Genomic DNA, 16,976 nt, shown 5'->3' with positions numbered 1-16,976 from the left:
GCAGCCCGCGCCAGACCTGATGCGTTTACCACGGCAGCAACCCGCAACCAGCAGACGCGCACGGCTGCAAGCCTCTGGCTGGGCCGCCATCCATCACTACCGCCAAACTGTATGCGCAAAAAAAGGCCTGTTTCAGACCTTCAGCGCCGCTAGTGCGGACCTCAGATCCAAAACAGGCCGGTTTTTATCTTTTGTTTACTGTCGCAAACAGATGGCCCTAGGGCATAATCTTGCGCAACTTGGCGTACAGGGTGTTGCGTCCGATGCCCAGCGCCTTGGCCGCCTGAAGCATGTTGCCCTTGTAATGCTCAAGCGCAGAGCGGATGACCCGCGCCTCCTGACTGTCCAGGTTAAAGTCGGTCATACCCGGCAGCGCGGCCATAGCCTCCGCGCTTTTTTGAGCGCAGGCGTCGTCGCCGCCAGCCAGCGCGGGTTGCAGGTGCACCGGCAGGTGCGCGGGCAAAATACATCCGCCCTGCGCCATGTTGACGGCAAACTCGACGCTGTGCACGAGCTGGCGCACATTGCCGGGCCAGTCGTAGTTTTCGAGCACGCGCAACGCTTCGGCGGAAAAGCCGCCAAAAGGATGCCCGTAGGTGCGGCACAGGCGCTTGCAGTGGTATTCCGCAATAATGGCAATATCTTCCCTGCGTTCGCGCAAAGGCGGAATCTCCAGCGCAAGCACGTGGATGCGATAAAAAAGATCTTCACGAAACGCACCCGTGGCAAGCAGTTCGTCAAGGTTGCGGTTGGTGGCCGTAATAAGCCTGAAGTCAACCTCCTTTGTCTGCTTGCCGCCCACGCGGGTAACGCAGTGATCTTCAAGAGGCCGCAACAGGTTAACCTGCATCTCAAGCGGCATTTCAGAAATTTCGTCAAGAAACAGCGTGCCCTTGTCGGCCAGCTCAAACTTGCCAGGGCGGCCTTTTTCCACCGCGCCGGTAAAGGCCCCGCGCTCGTAGCCAAAAAGTTCGCTCTGAATAAGCTCGCGCGGCAGAGCGCCGCAATTAACGGCCACAAAAGGCCCGTCGGCGCGGCGGCTCGCATTGTGTATGGCCCGGGCAAACAGTTCCTTGCCCGTGCCGGTTTCGCCAAGCAGCAAAACGGCCGCTGGGCTCTGGGCCATGTGCCGTGCCTGATCTACCGTGCGCTGCATTTTTTCGCTGCGGTAAACAATATCTCCAAAGGGGCGTAGGCCTTCGCGGCGGGCAACGTGCGGCGCAGGAGCTGCAGGCAGGGGCCGCGCCTCGGCTGCGGCCTGCAGGGTCACAAGCGCGTAGCGGGCATCAGACCGGCCCGTCATGAAGGGCATCACGCAGGCCGTAAGGGAAGGGTTGGTCAGGCAGCGCAGGGGCACGCCCTCGGCCTGACAGCTGTTTTCCGCCTGCTGGCGGGCAAACAGCCCGTAGTCAAAAAACGCCTCGGCCCGACGCCCGCGCACGTCGCCGTTAAAGCCCAGCAAATGCTCGGCCTGCGTGTTGATGTAGGTAATGACGCCGCTTTCATCAACCATAAGCACGCCAATGGGCATAGAGCTGAAAAGCGTATTGAGCAGCGCGCGCGACTTGTTCTCCATGTTGCTCAGCGATGCGTTGAGCAACAGGCGCTCTATTTCGCGGGCAGCGCCAATGGCCAACCATAGCGCCTGACTGTGATCCGCCTGCGTGGGCCCAGAAATGTCAAAACAGCCCCACAGCTGGCCAAAGGGCGTAAATATTGGCGCGGCTGAACACCCCCAGGCCTGATGACTGTTGCAAAAATGCTCCTCGCCCATGACCTGCGCAGGTATGCCGTCTGAAAGGGCCAGGCTTATGGCGTTGGTGCCCACGCTCCGCTCGGACCATACGGCTCCGGGGCCAAAATAAAGCTGGTCAGCCTGCAGCAGCACATCCTTGTTGCCGCAGGTGCGCAGCAGACGGCCATTGGCTTCAGAAACAGTCATGAGCAGGCCTTTGTCCTTGATCTGCTCATACACCTGCCGTTCCACCCCTGCCGCAAGCTCGGCATACACCTCGGCCTGCGTGCGTATCTGGCTCATGGGCGTAAATTCGGCGCATTTGGGCAACAGGGGGTCAACCCCCAGATCTCGACAGCGCATCCATGAGGCCGCAATGGGCTGCGGCAGGGTGTCGTCGACGATTTTTCCCGTCCGTATAAAGGACTCCCAGGTTTGGCGCCGGTTGGCGCGCCTCGTGCCGCAATAGCTGTTAAACAAAAAGCCGGAGCGGTTGACGCCTTCAGCCATCAGGGGTTCCTGCCGCATTTCAAAGACATCGCCATTTCTTTGCAGAACATACATGACTTATCTCCCGGACGTGCACGCCCTCTCAACAAGCATGCCGGTTCGCCGACCCTCCGCAGTGCGATAAGGCCTGTGCCCACTTCTGAATAAAGCGACCCTGCAGCTTTACTTTACGCAATAACATCGTCTCCAAAAAAATGGAATAGGTCCTTCAGACAAGTTGAATCTATATATGGAGCAAAAAAACAACTACATGAATTTTTTATATATTGCAGTGTATCATAACAGGTCTACCAGAACAGCAATGTGTTCGATTTTCGAACAACATTCAGCACACACTCAATCTAGCAGTCAAAATAGCCATTGATTAATGCCAGTTATAAAGTGGTATCAGAGTTGCAATCATCGTAGGCATAAACGCGTGCGCCACCTGGCGCAAGGAGGTAGCGGATGGCCTACGAAGTGCAGATGCCCAAATGGGGCCTCACCATGAAAACTGGCAAGATAGCGCGCTGGCTTGTGGCCGAAGGCGGCGCGGTGGCTGTGGGACAACCCCTGCTGGAAGTGGAGACCGACAAGATCACCAACGTGGTCGAATCTCCGGCAGGCGGCGTGCTGTTGCAGATCGTCAGCCCTCAGGGAGAGGTTGTGCCGGTCATGCAGGTTATCGGCATAATTGGCGAGTCTGGTGAAGCAGTAGCCACTCCGGCCGCAAGCCCCGCAGGGGCGACGCCCGCCGGTTCGGCAGCGGCCGCGCCCCAGGGCCAGAGCAGGCCCGCTGCGGGCAACGCAAACCAGGGCGAGGTGCGTGCAATGCCCGCCGCCCGCAGGGTAGCCAAGGAGCTTGGTGTTGACCTAGCCACGGTAACGGGCACAGGCCGCGACGGCATTGTTACAGAAAAAGACGTGCGCACCGCGCACGAGGCCGCGGCCAAGACCCCTCCCCCAGCCCCGGCGGCCCCATGCGCCCAGGCGTGCGCTGCGTCTGCTGATAGCGCGGACGAGGTCATCCCCATGGACGGCCTGCGCAAGCTCATCGCCGACAACATGCATGCCAGCCTGCAAAACGCGGCGCAACTGACTGTTTTTGTGGAGGCGGACGTTACCGAAATGGTGGCCCTGCGCGACGCCATGCTGGCCCGCAACAAAAAAGACGCCGAGTACCGCCTTTCATTCAACGACATCATCGCCTTTGCCGTATGCCGCGCGCTCAGGCAGCACCCGGTCATGAACTCCACCCTGCAGCAGGACGGCATCCACATGCACAAGCATGTAAATCTTGGCGTTGCCGTTTCCCTTGATACGGGTCTCATCGTTCCCAACGTCAAAAATGCGGACACGTTCAGCCTTGAAGAACTCAAGGCCAAAGTGCGCGATGCCGCCTACCGCGCCCGCAAGGGCGGCCTTTCCATGGACGAGATTTCCGGCGGCACGTTTACCATCTCCAACGTGAGCATGCTTGGCGTGGACGGTTTTACCCCCATCCTCAATCCGCCGGAGACCGGCATTCTGGGCGTCGGCCGCGTGGTCGAAAAGCCGGGCGTTTTTGACGGGCAGGTCTGCGTGCGCAAGATGATGACCCTTTCCCTTACCTTCAACCACATGGTCACCGATGGCGGCCCGGCCATGAACTTTTTGCGCACCCTTGCGGACATGCTCGAACAGCCTGTGCGCATGCTTGGGTAACGCAAACAGGCCATGGCCCGGCACAACAACTCCAAGCGAGGTATGCGATGCTGCAACGTTACGTGGTTGAACTGGGCACAGGAGCCGACCTGCACGGCGCAAACATGACCAAGGCGGCATGCCGCGCGGTCAAGGACGCCGTTTCGCGCAGCTGCCTGTGCGGTCTGGTGGAGATACTGGCTCGCAACTCCTTTCAGGGGGTGCACGTACATGCGCGTATTGCCGTGCCCGAGCCGGACCTGGTGGACAGGGAAGCCGTGCTCGCGGTCATACCCATTGGCGAAAAAAGCATTGAGGTCGTTGCTGGCGGCTTGCGCACCCCCGGTCTGGAGGTTGCCTGTTTCAGCCCCGGTTGCAGCGACATAGTGATGGCCTGCGCGGCCCTGACCGTGTCGGTAGATATTGACTGAGTCGGCACCACAAATCAGCAAACTGAGGAGAGTACCATGAAACATCCCGACAAAAAGGTTTTGCTGGAAATGTTCAGCACGATGACCAAGATCCGCCTTTTTGAAACCGAACTGCAAAAGTTTTTCGCAGCTGGCAAGATACCCGGATTTGTTCATCTTTACCTCGGCGAGGAAGCCGTCGCCACCGGCGCGTGCGCCGCGCTCAAGCAGACGGACATGATCACCAGCACCCACCGTGGTCACGGCCACTGTCTGGCCAAGGGCGGCGACCTCAAGCTCATGATGGCCGAAATCTATGGCCGCTCAACCGGTTACTGCAAGGGCAAGGGCGGCTCCATGCACATTGCCGACTTCAATATCGGCATTCTCGGCGCCAACGGCATCGTTGGCGCCGGCGGTCCTCTGGCCGTGGGCGCGGCCTTCAGCTGCCAGTACAAGGACACCAAGGGCGTTTGCGCCTGCTTCTTTGGCGACGGCGCGTCCAACCAGGGCACCACGCAGGAATCGCTCAACATGGCCAGCGCCTGGAAGCTCCCTGTCGTGTTTATCAATGAAAACAACGGCTACGGCATTTCCTGCCCGCAGAGCAAATCCATGGCCATCACCGACATCGCCGACCGCGCCGCCGCTTACGACATGCCCGGCGTGGTGGTGGACGGCAACGACGTGCTCGCCGTGTACGAAGCCGTGACCATGGCTGTGGAACGCGCGCGCAAGGGTCAGGGCCCATCGCTTATCGAATGCAAGACCTACCGCTGGCGCGGCCACTTCGAGGGCGATGCCTGCGTGTACCGCAGCGAAAAGGAACTGGAAGAATGGAAGGCCAAGGACCCCCTCCCGCGTTTTGCCAAAAAACTGCTCGATACAGGAACAGCCACGCAGGCGGAGCTGGACGGCATCACGGCCTCAGTCGCAGCCGACATTGAAGCCGCTGTCCAGTTTGCCGAGGGTAGCCCCTATCCCAATCCGGAAGACCTGCTGCAAGACGTGTACGCCTGATCTGTTTGACTGAAACTGCGGAAACCACCTTCAGATTTTTCAGAATGGAGAAAAATATGGCGATCAAAACCTACCTGCAGGCGCTCAACGATGCCATGCGCCAGGAGATGGAGCGGGACGAAAACGTGTTCATCATTGGTGAAGACGTTGGCAAGTTTGGCGGCTGCTTTGGCGTGACCCAGGGCCTTTTTGACAAGTTTGGCGAGCGCCGCGTGCGCGACACCCCCATTACCGAAAGCGCCATCGTCGGCGCGGCCGCCGGTGCGGCTGCCGCAGGTCTGCGCCCCATAGCCGAACTCATGTTTGTGGACTTTATCGGCGTGGCGCTCGACCAGCTCTTTAACCAGGCCGCCAAGATGCACTACATGTTTGGCGGCAAGGCCAAGGTGCCCATGGTGCTGCGCATGCCCCAGGGCGCTGGCGTCGGCGCAGCCGCCCAGCATTCGCAAAGCCTTGAGGCCTGGTTCATGCACATTCCCGGCATCAAGGTATGCATTCCCTCCACCCCGGCTGACGCCAAGGGCCTGCTTATCAGCGCCATTCGCGACGACAACCCCGTGGTCTTTCTCGAACACAAGATTCTGTACGGCGTCGAGGGCGAAGTAGGCGACGAGGCAACCCCCATCGAGCTGGGCAAGGGTGATGTAAAGCGTGAAGGCACGGACGTGACCATCGTCGCCACCTCGCTCATGGTTCACACCGCCCTTCAGGCCGCCGAGGCCCTGGCAGCTCAGGGAATCAGCGCCGAAGTGGTTGACCCCCGTTGTCTTGTGCCGCTCGACAAGGACATCATCCTCAATTCCGTCAAAAAAACGCACGCCCTTGTGATCGCGCACGAAGCCGTAAAAACCGCAGGCGCGGGCGCGGAGATAGCCGCCATGGTGGCCGAGGAAGCCCTGGACTACCTGGACGCCCCCATCGTGCGCGTGGGCGCGCCCTACTGCCCTGTACCCTTCAGCCCGCCGCTGGAAAAGGCCTACATTCCCGGCGCGGATCAGATCATCGCCGCGGTCAAGTCGCTGCGATGACATAATGTGCGGGGCAGGCACAGGCACAATGCCTGCCCCGTCGCCGCAACGGCCAGCCGCAGTGGTCAGGCGTTGCGGTATCCCTGCAAGCACAGCTGCGGGCCAAGCCTGCGCCATACATCCACCGGAGCCAACGTGAAAGCAGCCATTATCGCCAACCCGGCATCAGGCAAGGACATACGCCGCATCGTCGCGCACGGCAGTGTTTTTGACAATCAGGAAAAGGTGCGCATGGTGCGCCGCATTCTGGTTGGTCTGGCCGCCGCCGGGGTTCGCGATGTTCTGTACATGCCAGAGGGCTACGACATCGTGCCGCGCGCGCTCGGCGATCTGGAAGCTCTTGAAACGCCTGTCAACGTGGCTCCGGTGGATATCTACCAGCACAACACGCAGGAGGACACCGTCAACGCCGCCGCTCTTATGCAAAAAGAAGGCGTTGCGGTCATCATCGTCATGGGCGGCGACGGCACAAGCCGCGCAGCCTGCAAGGGCGCGCGCAAAACGCCCATTCTGCCGCTCTCCACCGGCACCAACAATGTTTTTCCCGTTATGGCCGAGGCCACGGTGGCCGGGCTTGCCGCGGGCGTGCTGGCCTGCGGCGGCGTGACCCTTGACGAGGGCTGCTACGAATCCAGCCTGCTTGAGGTGCATGTGGAGGGTCAGTTCAGGGATATCGCCCTGGTGGACGTAGCCGTGTACGACGACATTTTTCTTGGTTCGCGCGCCATCTGGGACATCACCAGAGTCAGCCAGATCATTGTTTCGCGCTGCAGACCCGACAGCATCGGCCTTTCAACGGTGGCTGGCCAGCTCATGAGCATATCACCCGAAGAGCCGCGCGGCCTTGCCCTTGACCTCGACCCGGATTTTGCCTGCCGCGTGCGCGCCGCCATTGGCCCCGGCCTGTTTGCCGACGTGGGCGTCTCGCGCGTGCGCCAGCTTTTGCCGGGCGACGATGTGCCCGTGGCCCTTACTCCCTGCGTGCTGGCGCTGGACGGCGAGCGAGAGGTTGAGGTGCGGCGCGGGCAAAACGCCTGCGTGCGGTTGTCCGAAGACACCATGCGCGTGGTGGATGTGGCCCGCGTCATGGAGTACGCCCGGCAGCGCGGGCTGTTTTTGCGGGGCGCGCAGGTCTGCTACGCCAATTAGGCGCAGGCCGCTCAACAAGCCTGATCACCCGAACACAAGGAGCTTGTTTATGAAACTCAAGGCCGCATTCATTTTTCTGAGTCCCCGTGGAGAAGGCAACGGCGTGAAGGCCGAGCACCGCAGCTGGACGCGCACCCCCGGCGTAGAGCTGCTGACCATTGGCGTGACCTCTTACAAGGAAGCCGTTGAGGCGGCCCAAAAGGCCGTATCCGACGACGGCTGCGCCGCCATCGAGCTGTGCGGCGGCTTCGGGTACGAGGGTGCGGCCATGGTCGCCAGGGCCGTCAAGGTGCCTGTGGGCGTGGTGCGCTTCGACATCCATCCAGGCCTCGGCAACGCCAGCGGCGACGGCATTTTTGCCTGACGCTGGCACGGTTTTTCGTCCTGTTTCGTTCACCCCCCGCTGCACGGCTTTGCAAGGCCGTGCTCAACTGGAGGATATGACTATGACTCTCAACGGCAAGGTTGTTCTGGTTACCGGATCCGCTCAGGGAATAGGCCGCGGCATAGCCCTGCGGCTTGCCAGGGACGGCGCGGATATCTGCCTTGTAGACATGAACAGTGACAAGTTGACGGCCACTGCGGACGAAGTGCGCGCCCTTGGCCGCAAGGCTGCCACCTATACGGCCAACGTAAGCGACCGCGAGCAGGTTTTTGCCGCCGTGGACCATGCGGAAAGGGAACTTGGCGGGTTTGACGTCATGGTCAACAACGCGGGCATCGCCCAGGTCAAGGCGCTGCTGGACGTCACGCCCGACGAGATCGAGCGCATCTTCAAGATCAACGTCAACGGCGTGCTGTGGGGCATACAGGCCGCCGCCACAAAGTTTATCGCCCGCAAGCAGAGGGGCAAGATCATCAGCGCATCTTCCATTGCCGGGCACGACGGTTTTGCCCTTATCGGCGCTTACAGCGCCACCAAGTTTGCCGTACGCGGCCTGACCCAGGCGGCGGCGCGCGAGCTGGCCTCGCGCGGCATTACCGTAAACGCATACTGCCCCGGCGTTGTGGGCACAGACATGTGGGTGGCCATCGATGAGGGATTTTCCAAAATCACCGGCGCGCCCAAGGGCGAAACCTACAAGAAGTACTGCGAGGGCATTGCTCTTGGCCGACCGGAAACCCCCGACGACGTCGCCGCCTTTGTCTCCTATCTGGCTGGCCCGGATTCGGACTACATGACCGGTCAGGCCGTGCTCATCGACGGCGGCATGGTTTACCGCTGACGCGCAACGGCTCGGGCAGACGGCAAACAGGCAGCCTTCCGCCGCAACACTTAACATCGCAGGAGAACAGCAGTGAGCATAGAACTTGCCATGCCGAAACTTGGTCTGACCATGAAGACCGGCAAGGTTTCCAAATGGTTTGTGGCCGAAGGCGCCGCAGTCAAGCAGGGCGATGATCTGTTTGAAGTGGAAACCGACAAAATCACCAACAAGGTGGAAAGCCCCGCCGACGGCGTGCTCTTTCAAATTGTCGTCCAGCCCAAGCAGGAGGTTTCTGTGGGGGCAGTGCTGGGCATTCTGGCCCAACCTGGTGAAAACATTGCTCGGGTGGATGGCGCGTCTGACTCCCCCGCTTCCTCTGGTTCGGAAGCGGGCGCGCCAAAACCCGAAAAAACCAACGCGCCAGCCGCCGGGCAACCCTCTGGCACTAGCGGGATAGCGTCTCCCGCAGCGCGTCGGCTGGCGCGTGAACTTGGTATCGACCTTGGCTGCGTTACCGGCACCGGGCCCGACGGCCGCATTGTGGAGGGCGACGTGCGGGCGCGCCACGAACTGGTGGGCAAAATCAGGATCACGCCGCTGGCCGCCGCAGTGGCAGCCAAGGCCGGGTTGGATATTTCGACCCTCACCGGCACCGGCGAGGGCGGCAAGATCGTGCGCGAAGACGTTGACCGCGTCCTGCACCCCGAAAAATTTGCCGCGGCGGCCCAAAGCTCCGGCCTGAGTTCCGGCCAGCCCGCCAGCGCGGACGTGCCCTGCTCCGTGCCCATGGAGGGCATGCGCAAGATCATTGCCGACAACATGATGGGCAGCCTGCAGAACTCGGCCCAGCTTACGCTCGTGAGCGAGGCGGACGTTACGGCCTGCGTGGACGTCATCAACGACTTCAAGTCGCGCAACAAGAGAAACAAAGACTTCCGTCTTTCCATGAACGACGTGCTGATTCTGGCTGTTTCCAAAGCGTTGAAAAAGCACCCGCGCATGAACGCCACCTTTGACGGCGCGACCATCACCCGCCACGCCGAGGTGCACATGGGCGTGGCCGTGGCCCTGCCCGAGGGGCTGATGGTGCCTGTGCTGCACAATGCCGACAGGCTGGGCCTGCTCGACATCGCCAAAGAGGCCCGCCTGCTGGCCGGGCGCGCCCGCACGGGCGAGCTGACGCCCGACGACATGGGCGGCGGCACGTTTACCATCACCAACATGGCGCACTCTGTGGTCGACTTTTTCACCCCCATCCTCAAACCCGGCGAAACCGGCATCCTTGGCGTGGGCCGCGTGGTGGAAAAACCCGTCATTCGCAGCGGAGCCATTGTGGCCCGTTCGATGATGGGCCTCAGCCTCACCTTTGACCATCAGGTCGAAGACGGCGCAGCCGCCGCCGAATTTTTGAAAACGCTTGTGGAATATCTGGCGGAACCGGCCCTGCTGCTTTTTTAGCACGCTCCCGGCAAGGCTGCGGCAATGCCGCGCCCATACTGCACAACCAGCACAGATCAGGAGAACACAATGTACGATGTAGTTGTCATTGGTGGTGGCCCCGGCGGGTATGCCGCCGCCATCCGCGCTTCGCAACTCAAGGGCAAGGTGGCCCTGGTGGAGGGGGCCAACATGGGCGGCACCTGCGTTATGCGCGGCTGCATTCCCAGCAAGATATGGCTGCGCGCCGCCACGTTGCTTGAGCAGGCGCGCAAGGCTGACGAATTTGGCCTGGAGCTCACCGTGGGCAAGCTTGATTTTGCCGCTGTTCTGGCACGCAAGCAGGGCGTCTCCAACGACATACGCATGGGCATGGAAGCGCTGCTCGCCAACAACGGCGTGGACGTGGTTTCGGGCATGGGCGTCATCACCTCGCCCTCCACGGTTGAGGTTGGCGGCAAAAAGCTTGAGACCAAAAACATCATCGTTGCCACAGGCAGCACCATTGCCCAGCCCGATGTTCCCGGTCTGGACCAGGCGGCCTTTACCACAGACCAGCTGCTGGACATGACAGAGGCTCCGGCCTCGGTGCTGATCACCGACCCGAGCTATATCGGCGTGGAGGTAGCCACCCTGCTGAGCATCCTTGGCAGCAAGGTGATCTACGCCGTGCCCGGCCCGCGGATTCTGCCCGATGAAGATCAGGATTCCGGCCAGCGCATGTCCCAGTCGTTGCGCGAGCGCGGCGTGCAGATCATGGCGCGCCACACCCTCGTCAAGGTTTCCGGCAAAACCTGCACGCTTAAGAGCGGCGACAAGGAGCAGACCGTCGAAGCCGACAGGGTGCTCGTCTCCGGGCGCAAGCCTGTGACAGCCAAACTGGGGCTGGAGGCTCAAGGCGTAAAATTTAATGAAGACGGCGGCATAGCTGTTGACCAGCAATGCCGTACCGCCTGCCCGTCCGTATTTGCCATCGGCGACTGCACCGGCGGCTGGATGCTCAGCCATGCGGCTTCGGCCATGGGCATCTGCGCGGCGGAAAACTGCATGGGCCTCAGCTCCAGGTTCCCCGCTCACCTTGTTTCTCGCGCCATCTGGGGCAGCCCGGAGATGGGCTCCGTGGGTCTGTCCGAGGAGCAGGCCGAGCGCAAGGGCCACGAGGTGGAAGTAGGTGGATTTCCATATTCCATCAATGGCTACGCCATGTTGCGCGGCGAGGTGGACGGCGCCGTAAAGATGGTTGCCGACGCCGACACGGGCGAGATTCTGGGCGTGCACATTGTGGGCAGCAATGCCTCCGAGCTTATCGGCGAGGCGGTGCTGGCCATGCAGCTTGAGTGCACGGTGCGCGAATTTGCCAAGGGCTTCCGCGTGCATCCGGCATTTTGCGAAACCGTGGTCGACGCCGCCCGCGACGCCGCAGGCTGGGCTTTGTACCTGCCCAAGCGTGGCTGACGCACATTGAAGGAACCGGCGGGGGAGCCGTTGGGCCCGGGGTAAAGGCCTCCCCGGCCCCCCGCCGTAAAACCGTTGAACCAGTCGCCATTACAAGGAATCAGCCATGTCCGCCCTACTCACATGCCCGCCTGATGCCGATGCCGGTTTTGCCCCGGTCGAAAACCTGCCTCTCGAAATACTGGAGCTGGGACGCATCGAATACGGCGAAGCCCTCGATTTTCAAAAACGCCGCGCCGATTCACGCATCGGCGGCGTGGTGGACGACACCCTGCTGCTGCTTGAGCACGACCCCGTCATCACCATGGGGCGCGGCGGCACAGCCGACCACCTGCGCGTTGCCGAGGAATCGCTGCGGCGGCTGGGCGTAGGGCTTTACTGGGTGGAGCGCGGCGGCATGGCGACCTTTCACGGCCCGGGCCAGCTGGTGGCCTATCCTGTCATACGTCTGCGCCAAAAAGACCTGCATCTGTACATGGACAAGCTGCTTGCCGCCATTGCCGACGTAGTGCGCTCTTATGGGCTTGAACCGCAGCTTGGCCTGCACGGCCCCGGCGTATGGGTAAACGGCGGCAAAGTCGCCAGCGTGGGCGTTGCCGTGCGCAAATGGGTGACCTTTCACGGCATGGCCCTCAACGTCAACACCGATGTGGACTGGTTCCGCCTCATCACCCCCTGCGGCAACCCTACTGAACGCATCACCTCCATAGCCGCCGAGCTTGGATCAGAGGTTGATTTTGCCGATGCCTCCCAGCGCTTTGTGCGGGCCTTTGCCCGCGAGTTTTTCTTTACGCCGCGCAGCGGACGGCCCTTGCACCGCCCAGGCTGGCTGACGGTTTCTCTCAGGCCTGAGGCCGGTTTGCGCCCGGTGGAAAACACGCTTGCCGACCTGCACCTGCACACCGTGTGTCAGGAGGCCCAGTGCCCCAACAAGGGGGAATGTTATTCGCGCGGCACATCGACCTTTATCATCATGGGCGACAGATGCACGCGCGGCTGCCGCTATTGCGCCGTGGCCAAGGGCGCGCCCGAGCCGCTCGACAGGGCGGAGCCCGGCAACGTGGCGCAGGCCGTGAGCAGACTGGGGCTGCAGCATGCGGTCATAACCTCGGTCACGCGAGACGATCTGCCCGACGGCGGCGCGGAGCATTTTGTGCGCACCATTACGGCCATACGCGGCGCAAGCCCGCAGACGAGCATTGAAGTGCTGGTGCCGGATTTTCAGGGCAACCACCAGTCACTTGCGGCTGTGTGCGCAGCCCGGCCCGACATGTTCAACCACAATCTCGAAACCGTGCGGCGGCTTTTTGCGCAGGTGCGCCCCGGGGCCAGCTATCAGACCTCCCTTGAGGTTCTGCGCTACGCGTCCCGGCAAGGTTTGCGCGTAAAGTCGGGCATCATGCTGGGCCTTGGCGAATCATGGGACGAAATACGCATGGCCCTGGCCGACCTGCTGGCCCACGACTGCCGCTTTCTCACTCTTGGGCAGTACCTTGCGCCCTCGCATGCGCATGTGCCTGTGGCGCGGTATCTGGCCCCGGACGAATTTGACCACTGGAAGACAACAGCCCTCTCCATGGGCTTTACGGGCGTGGCCTCGGCCCCTTTGGTGCGCAGTTCGTACCGCGCCGAAGCCATGCTGGCGGACATGACGGAAACGGCCCCACTGGCCGCACATACCTGTGAAGCGTGCTGAGGAGAATGATATGAAGCTGAGGATGTGCAAGCGCGGCTCTACCACTGCCGCACTGATGTTTCTGGCAGCCTGCGTGCTGACGGCCATGACGGTTATGCACGCCGACGCCCGCGCGGCGCAGCAGGGCAAGCCAGCTGACGGCATGCCCGCCGACAGGCAGGGCAGATCGTGGTTTATTGACGAAACAGGCTTCCACGCCTCTGCCCACGCCGGCATGTCGTGCGCCGACTGCCACGCTGAGCAGGCCGACCACGCGCACCCTGGGGCCGACAGGCTCAACAAGCCTGCAAGCACGGCTTTTAACCGGGATACCTGTCTGCAGTGCCACGGCTCGGTCGAAGACGATCTGGCCAAAGGCACGCACGGCGGCAAACCCGTTATGAAAACGCAGGACTACGCCAATTGCGTGACCTGCCATAACCCGCACTATGTTCTTGGGCCGGAGGCCCGGGCCAGGGGTCTGCGCCCCGCTGGCGACATGAGCAGCTCATGCAGCGTGTGTCACAAGGCCCAGACCGGGCTGCCCAAGCCTGCTGCCGATGTGGCCGCCTGCCTTACGTGCCACGGCCTCAAGACCGGCAGGGCCATGGCCGCCGCGCCCGCAACGTTCAGCAAGGGCAAGCAGCCGCAGGGGCCTGTGATGTGCCTTACGTGCCACGGGCCGGATGCCTCCGCCGCAGCGCCGGGCACAGCCGCGCCGCGAATTTCCGCCGAAGGTCTGAAATCCATGACCCACGGCGACATGAACTGCCTCACCTGCCACACGGATGCGGCCCGCTACCCTCACAACAGACAGGAGCGCGTCAACTGCCTTACCTGCCACACCCGGCATGACGAAAAAACCATCCACGACGCCCACAGCAACGTGAGCTGCGGCGCGTGCCACCTCTCAGGCGTTACCCCGGTGCTTAACAACGGCAAGGTTGATTTTACCGTCAATGCCGGACCGCTCAACGTGCACAGCATGACGCTTGCAAGCGGTACGGCCTCCTGCGTGCGCTGCCACAGCGTCGCCCCTGCTGGCGGCATGGCGGGCGGCACAGGTGAGGGCGGTTCCGCAAGCGATTTTGCGGGCAACGGCAAGGTTGGCGCGGCCAATGCAATATTGCCGCCCAAGAGCGTGCTGTGCATGGGCTGCCACGCGGCAACCTTAAGTGTGCAGGACACGCCCTCTCAGATCGGCCTTGGCATATTTGTACTGGCCTTTGCGGGCATTGGGCTGTTCTGGCTCTCGTGCGCCAATCTGGGCGACGGCTCGCCGCAAAAGGGGCACGCGGCCGCTGCGGGTCAAAGCCATGGCTGCCCTGCGCCCCGGCACCATGCCGCAAGCGAGTGCCGCTGGGCCGCCCTGTGCTGCGACGTGTTTTTGCAGCGGCGGCTGTACCGCGAATCGCCCATGCGCTGGGCCGTGCATGCTCTCATATTCTTCCCCTTCCTGTTCCGCTTTGTCTGGGGCCTGCTGGGTCTTTCCGGCTCGCTGCTGTCCCCGGCCAGCCAGTGGCCCTGGCTGTTGCTGGACAAAAACTGGGGTTTTGGAGCCATGCTCTTTGACATAAGCGGTCTTGCCCTTCTGCTGGGCCTGCTGCTGGCCGCAGCCCTGTGGCGGCGCGAAAAGAGCGTGGCGGCCAATCCCCCCCGCCACGACTGGGCCGCCCTGTACCTGCTGCTGGGCATTACCCTTACCGGCTTTGTGCTTGAAGGCATGCGCATTGCTCTTGCGGGCATGCCCGAGGGCAGCGGCTACGCCTTTGCGGGCTATGCGCTGGCCCAGGCTTTTGCCCCTCTGGGGCAGGCAGGCCTTGCGCGCATCTACGGCTGGGGCTGGTACGCGCACGCTGCGCTTACCGCGCTTACGGTGGCCTACATACCCTTTAGCCAGTTGCGGCACATGGTTACGGCCCCCCTGTTTCTGCTTGTTCAAACCCTGCGTGGCCGCCACCAGGCTTAAACCATCACATTAAGGAGATCGTCATGGAAATTGCCGGATACAATATGCCCGAGGACCTGTACTACGACCAATACCACTTCTGGACCCGCGTCGACGGCGATGAGCTGGTCATCGGCATGGACGACTTTGCCGAAAAACTGGCAGGCCAGATCGTGTTTGTGCAGCTGCCCTTTGTGGGCAAGGCCGTCACTGCGGGCAAAAAATTTGCCAAGGTCGAATCGGGCAAGTGGCTGGGCACGGTCTACAGCCCCGCCGACGGCGAGATAACCGCCGTCAACGAAGAGCTGGAGGCCAACCCCACCGTCATCAACGCCGACTGCTACGGCAAGGGCTGGATGTACAGAATCAAGCCCAGCGACATGAGCCAGATCAATTCGCTCATCCACGGCGGCAAGGACGTTATCGAAGCCTGGCTGCAAGAGGACATCAAGAAGTTCAAAAAGGACTAAGCCATGCGTCAATCAGCATTCAGCATACGACAGCGCATGGCGCTCGATGCCTGCACTGAATGCGGGCAGTGCCTCGCCGTGTGCCCGGCAGTGGCGGCTTCTGGCGATGCGGATCTTTCGGCGCAGGTGCGTATGGGCAATCTCAAAAAACTGCTGCGCGACCGCAACTTCTTCTGGCGGGCGCTGTGCGACGTGATTGGCCGCGAGCCGGCAGCCACGCCTGAGCGCCTCAAGGAATACGGCACTTCGGTGTTTCGCTGTTCGCTCTGCGGCGATTGTGAAGAGATCTGCCCTGCCGGGTTGCCCCTCAAGGACCTGTGGCTCTCCCTGCGCGAAGAACTGTCGCGCACGGGGGACGCCCCGGAAAAAATCCGCATGATCCGCACCAACCTTGAAGCAAGCCACAATGTCTTTGACGAAGACAACGACGAGCGCGGCGACTGGGTGGACGACATGCGCAAGCCCCCAAAGGGCGGCGGCCAAAAGGACAAGGCGGAGGTAGTCTATTTTACAGGCTGCGTGGGGGCCTACTTTCCACTGGCGCAAAAAATTCCCATGGCCTTTGTGGAAATTCTGGAAGCCGCAGGCGTGGACTTTACCATCATGGCCGGCGACGAGTGGTGCTGCGGCTTTCCCCTTGTGGGCTCGGGGCAGAGCGCCGACCTGCCCGCCATTGTCCAACACAATGTAGAAGCCGTGAAGGCGCGGGGCGCGCGCAAGGTCGTGTTTACCTGCCCCTCCTGCTACCAGATCTGGCGCGAATCGTACCCGCCGGAATTTGAGCTGGCCCACGCCTCCGAAATGGTCATGCAGCTTGTGCTTGAAGACAGGCTGCCTCTGGGCGAGCTGCCCATGACCGTGACCTACCACGACCCTTGCGATCTGGGGCGCGGCGGACGCGTATTTGACGAGCCGCGCGAGGTCATGGCCCGCATCCCCGGCCTCAAGCTGGTGGAGATGGAGCACAACCGGCGGCACTGCTTGTGCTGCGGCGGCGGGGGCAACCTCGAGATGATCGACCCAGACCTTGCGGCGGCCATGTCCAAACGCAAGGTGGAGGAAGCCCTGCGCACCGGTGCGCAGGCCATTGTCACCAACTGCCAGCAGTGCGTGCGCACCATGACCACCCACGCCAAGCGCAACAAGGTGAACATAGAAGTGCTGGACATGAGCCAGCTTGTGGCCCGCTCGCTTGAGGCCCACGCCAAGGAGGCCAAACGCAAGGCGGCAGAGGCTCAAACCGGGGCAGCCCTCGCGCAGGCCTGACCG

Annotated in this window: 14 protein-coding genes; 13 read left to right on the top strand and 1 reads right to left on the bottom strand. The window is 62.0% G+C overall.

Translation table 11 applies throughout. The annotated features are described in order from the left end of the window. Positions 1-217: 217 nt before the first annotated feature. Positions 218-2,299: a sigma-54-dependent Fis family transcriptional regulator gene (locus tag DDIC_RS06625; protein WP_136399713.1), complete on the bottom strand. Its 2,082-nt coding sequence runs from the start codon at positions 2,297-2,299 to the stop codon at positions 218-220. 393 nt (positions 2,300-2,692) lie between these two features. On the opposite strand from DDIC_RS06625, the gene DDIC_RS06620 reads away from it, so the two are divergent. The 13 genes from DDIC_RS06620 to DDIC_RS06560 all read left to right on the top strand — a co-directional run bounded on the left by DDIC_RS06620 (position 2,693) and on the right by DDIC_RS06560 (position 16,973). Beyond that, the gene (locus tag DDIC_RS06620; RefSeq protein WP_136399712.1) at positions 2,693-3,928 is read left to right on the top strand and encodes a dihydrolipoamide acetyltransferase family protein; all 1,236 of its coding nucleotides are present in this window, start codon (positions 2,693-2,695) and stop codon (positions 3,926-3,928) included. A gap of 47 nt (positions 3,929-3,975) precedes the next feature. Further along, on the top strand, positions 3,976-4,338 hold the full coding sequence (locus DDIC_RS06615; protein ID WP_136399711.1) for a Lin0512 family protein: 363 nt from the start codon (positions 3,976-3,978) through the stop codon (positions 4,336-4,338). Positions 4,339-4,374: 36 nt separating this feature from the next. Then, complete coding sequence (locus tag DDIC_RS06610; protein ID WP_136399710.1) at positions 4,375-5,337, top strand: thiamine pyrophosphate-dependent dehydrogenase E1 component subunit alpha; 963 nt, start codon at positions 4,375-4,377, stop codon at positions 5,335-5,337. 56 nt (positions 5,338-5,393) lie between these two features. After that, on the top strand, positions 5,394-6,365 hold the full coding sequence (locus DDIC_RS06605) for an alpha-ketoacid dehydrogenase subunit beta (RefSeq protein ID WP_136399709.1): 972 nt from the start codon (positions 5,394-5,396) through the stop codon (positions 6,363-6,365). 135 nt (positions 6,366-6,500) lie between these two features. Further along, positions 6,501-7,514: an ATP-NAD kinase family protein gene (locus DDIC_RS06600; RefSeq protein ID WP_136399708.1), complete on the top strand. Its 1,014-nt coding sequence runs from the start codon at positions 6,501-6,503 to the stop codon at positions 7,512-7,514. Positions 7,515-7,563: 49 nt separating this feature from the next. Beyond that, positions 7,564-7,878, top strand: a complete 315-nt coding sequence (locus DDIC_RS06595) for a DUF6506 family protein (RefSeq protein WP_136399707.1) — start codon at positions 7,564-7,566, stop codon at positions 7,876-7,878. 76 nt (positions 7,879-7,954) lie between these two features. Then, positions 7,955-8,740 carry an acetoin reductase gene (locus DDIC_RS06590; protein WP_211088899.1) on the top strand — a complete coding sequence of 262 codons (786 nt, stop codon included), beginning with the start codon at positions 7,955-7,957 and terminating at the stop codon, positions 8,738-8,740. A gap of 72 nt (positions 8,741-8,812) precedes the next feature. Then, positions 8,813-10,180: a dihydrolipoamide acetyltransferase family protein gene (locus DDIC_RS06585; protein ID WP_136399706.1), complete on the top strand. Its 1,368-nt coding sequence runs from the start codon at positions 8,813-8,815 to the stop codon at positions 10,178-10,180. Between the two features lie 69 nt (positions 10,181-10,249). Beyond that, complete coding sequence (gene lpdA, locus DDIC_RS06580; protein WP_136399705.1) at positions 10,250-11,614, top strand: dihydrolipoyl dehydrogenase; 1,365 nt, start codon at positions 10,250-10,252, stop codon at positions 11,612-11,614. A gap of 106 nt (positions 11,615-11,720) precedes the next feature. Beyond that, positions 11,721-13,310, top strand: coding sequence for a lipoyl synthase (gene lipA / locus DDIC_RS06575; protein ID WP_136399704.1), 1,590 nt, complete (start codon positions 11,721-11,723; stop codon positions 13,308-13,310). 10 nt (positions 13,311-13,320) lie between these two features. Then, positions 13,321-15,258, top strand: coding sequence for a cytochrome c3 family protein (locus DDIC_RS06570; RefSeq protein ID WP_136399703.1), 1,938 nt, complete (start codon positions 13,321-13,323; stop codon positions 15,256-15,258). Between the two features lie 23 nt (positions 15,259-15,281). Next, the gene (locus tag DDIC_RS06565; protein ID WP_136399702.1) at positions 15,282-15,707 is read left to right on the top strand and encodes a glycine cleavage system protein H; all 426 of its coding nucleotides are present in this window, start codon (positions 15,282-15,284) and stop codon (positions 15,705-15,707) included. 3 nt (positions 15,708-15,710) lie between these two features. After that, positions 15,711-16,973: a (Fe-S)-binding protein gene (locus DDIC_RS06560; RefSeq protein WP_136399701.1), complete on the top strand. Its 1,263-nt coding sequence runs from the start codon at positions 15,711-15,713 to the stop codon at positions 16,971-16,973. Positions 16,974-16,976: the final 3 nt, after the last annotated feature.

The sequence above is a fragment of the Desulfovibrio desulfuricans genome (assembly GCF_004801255.1).
Taxonomy (GTDB): Bacteria; Desulfobacterota; Desulfovibrionia; order Desulfovibrionales; family Desulfovibrionaceae; genus Desulfovibrio; species Desulfovibrio desulfuricans_C.
The sequence above is the reverse complement of the archived record's forward strand: the minus strand, read 5'-3'. Positions and strand labels throughout refer to the sequence as shown.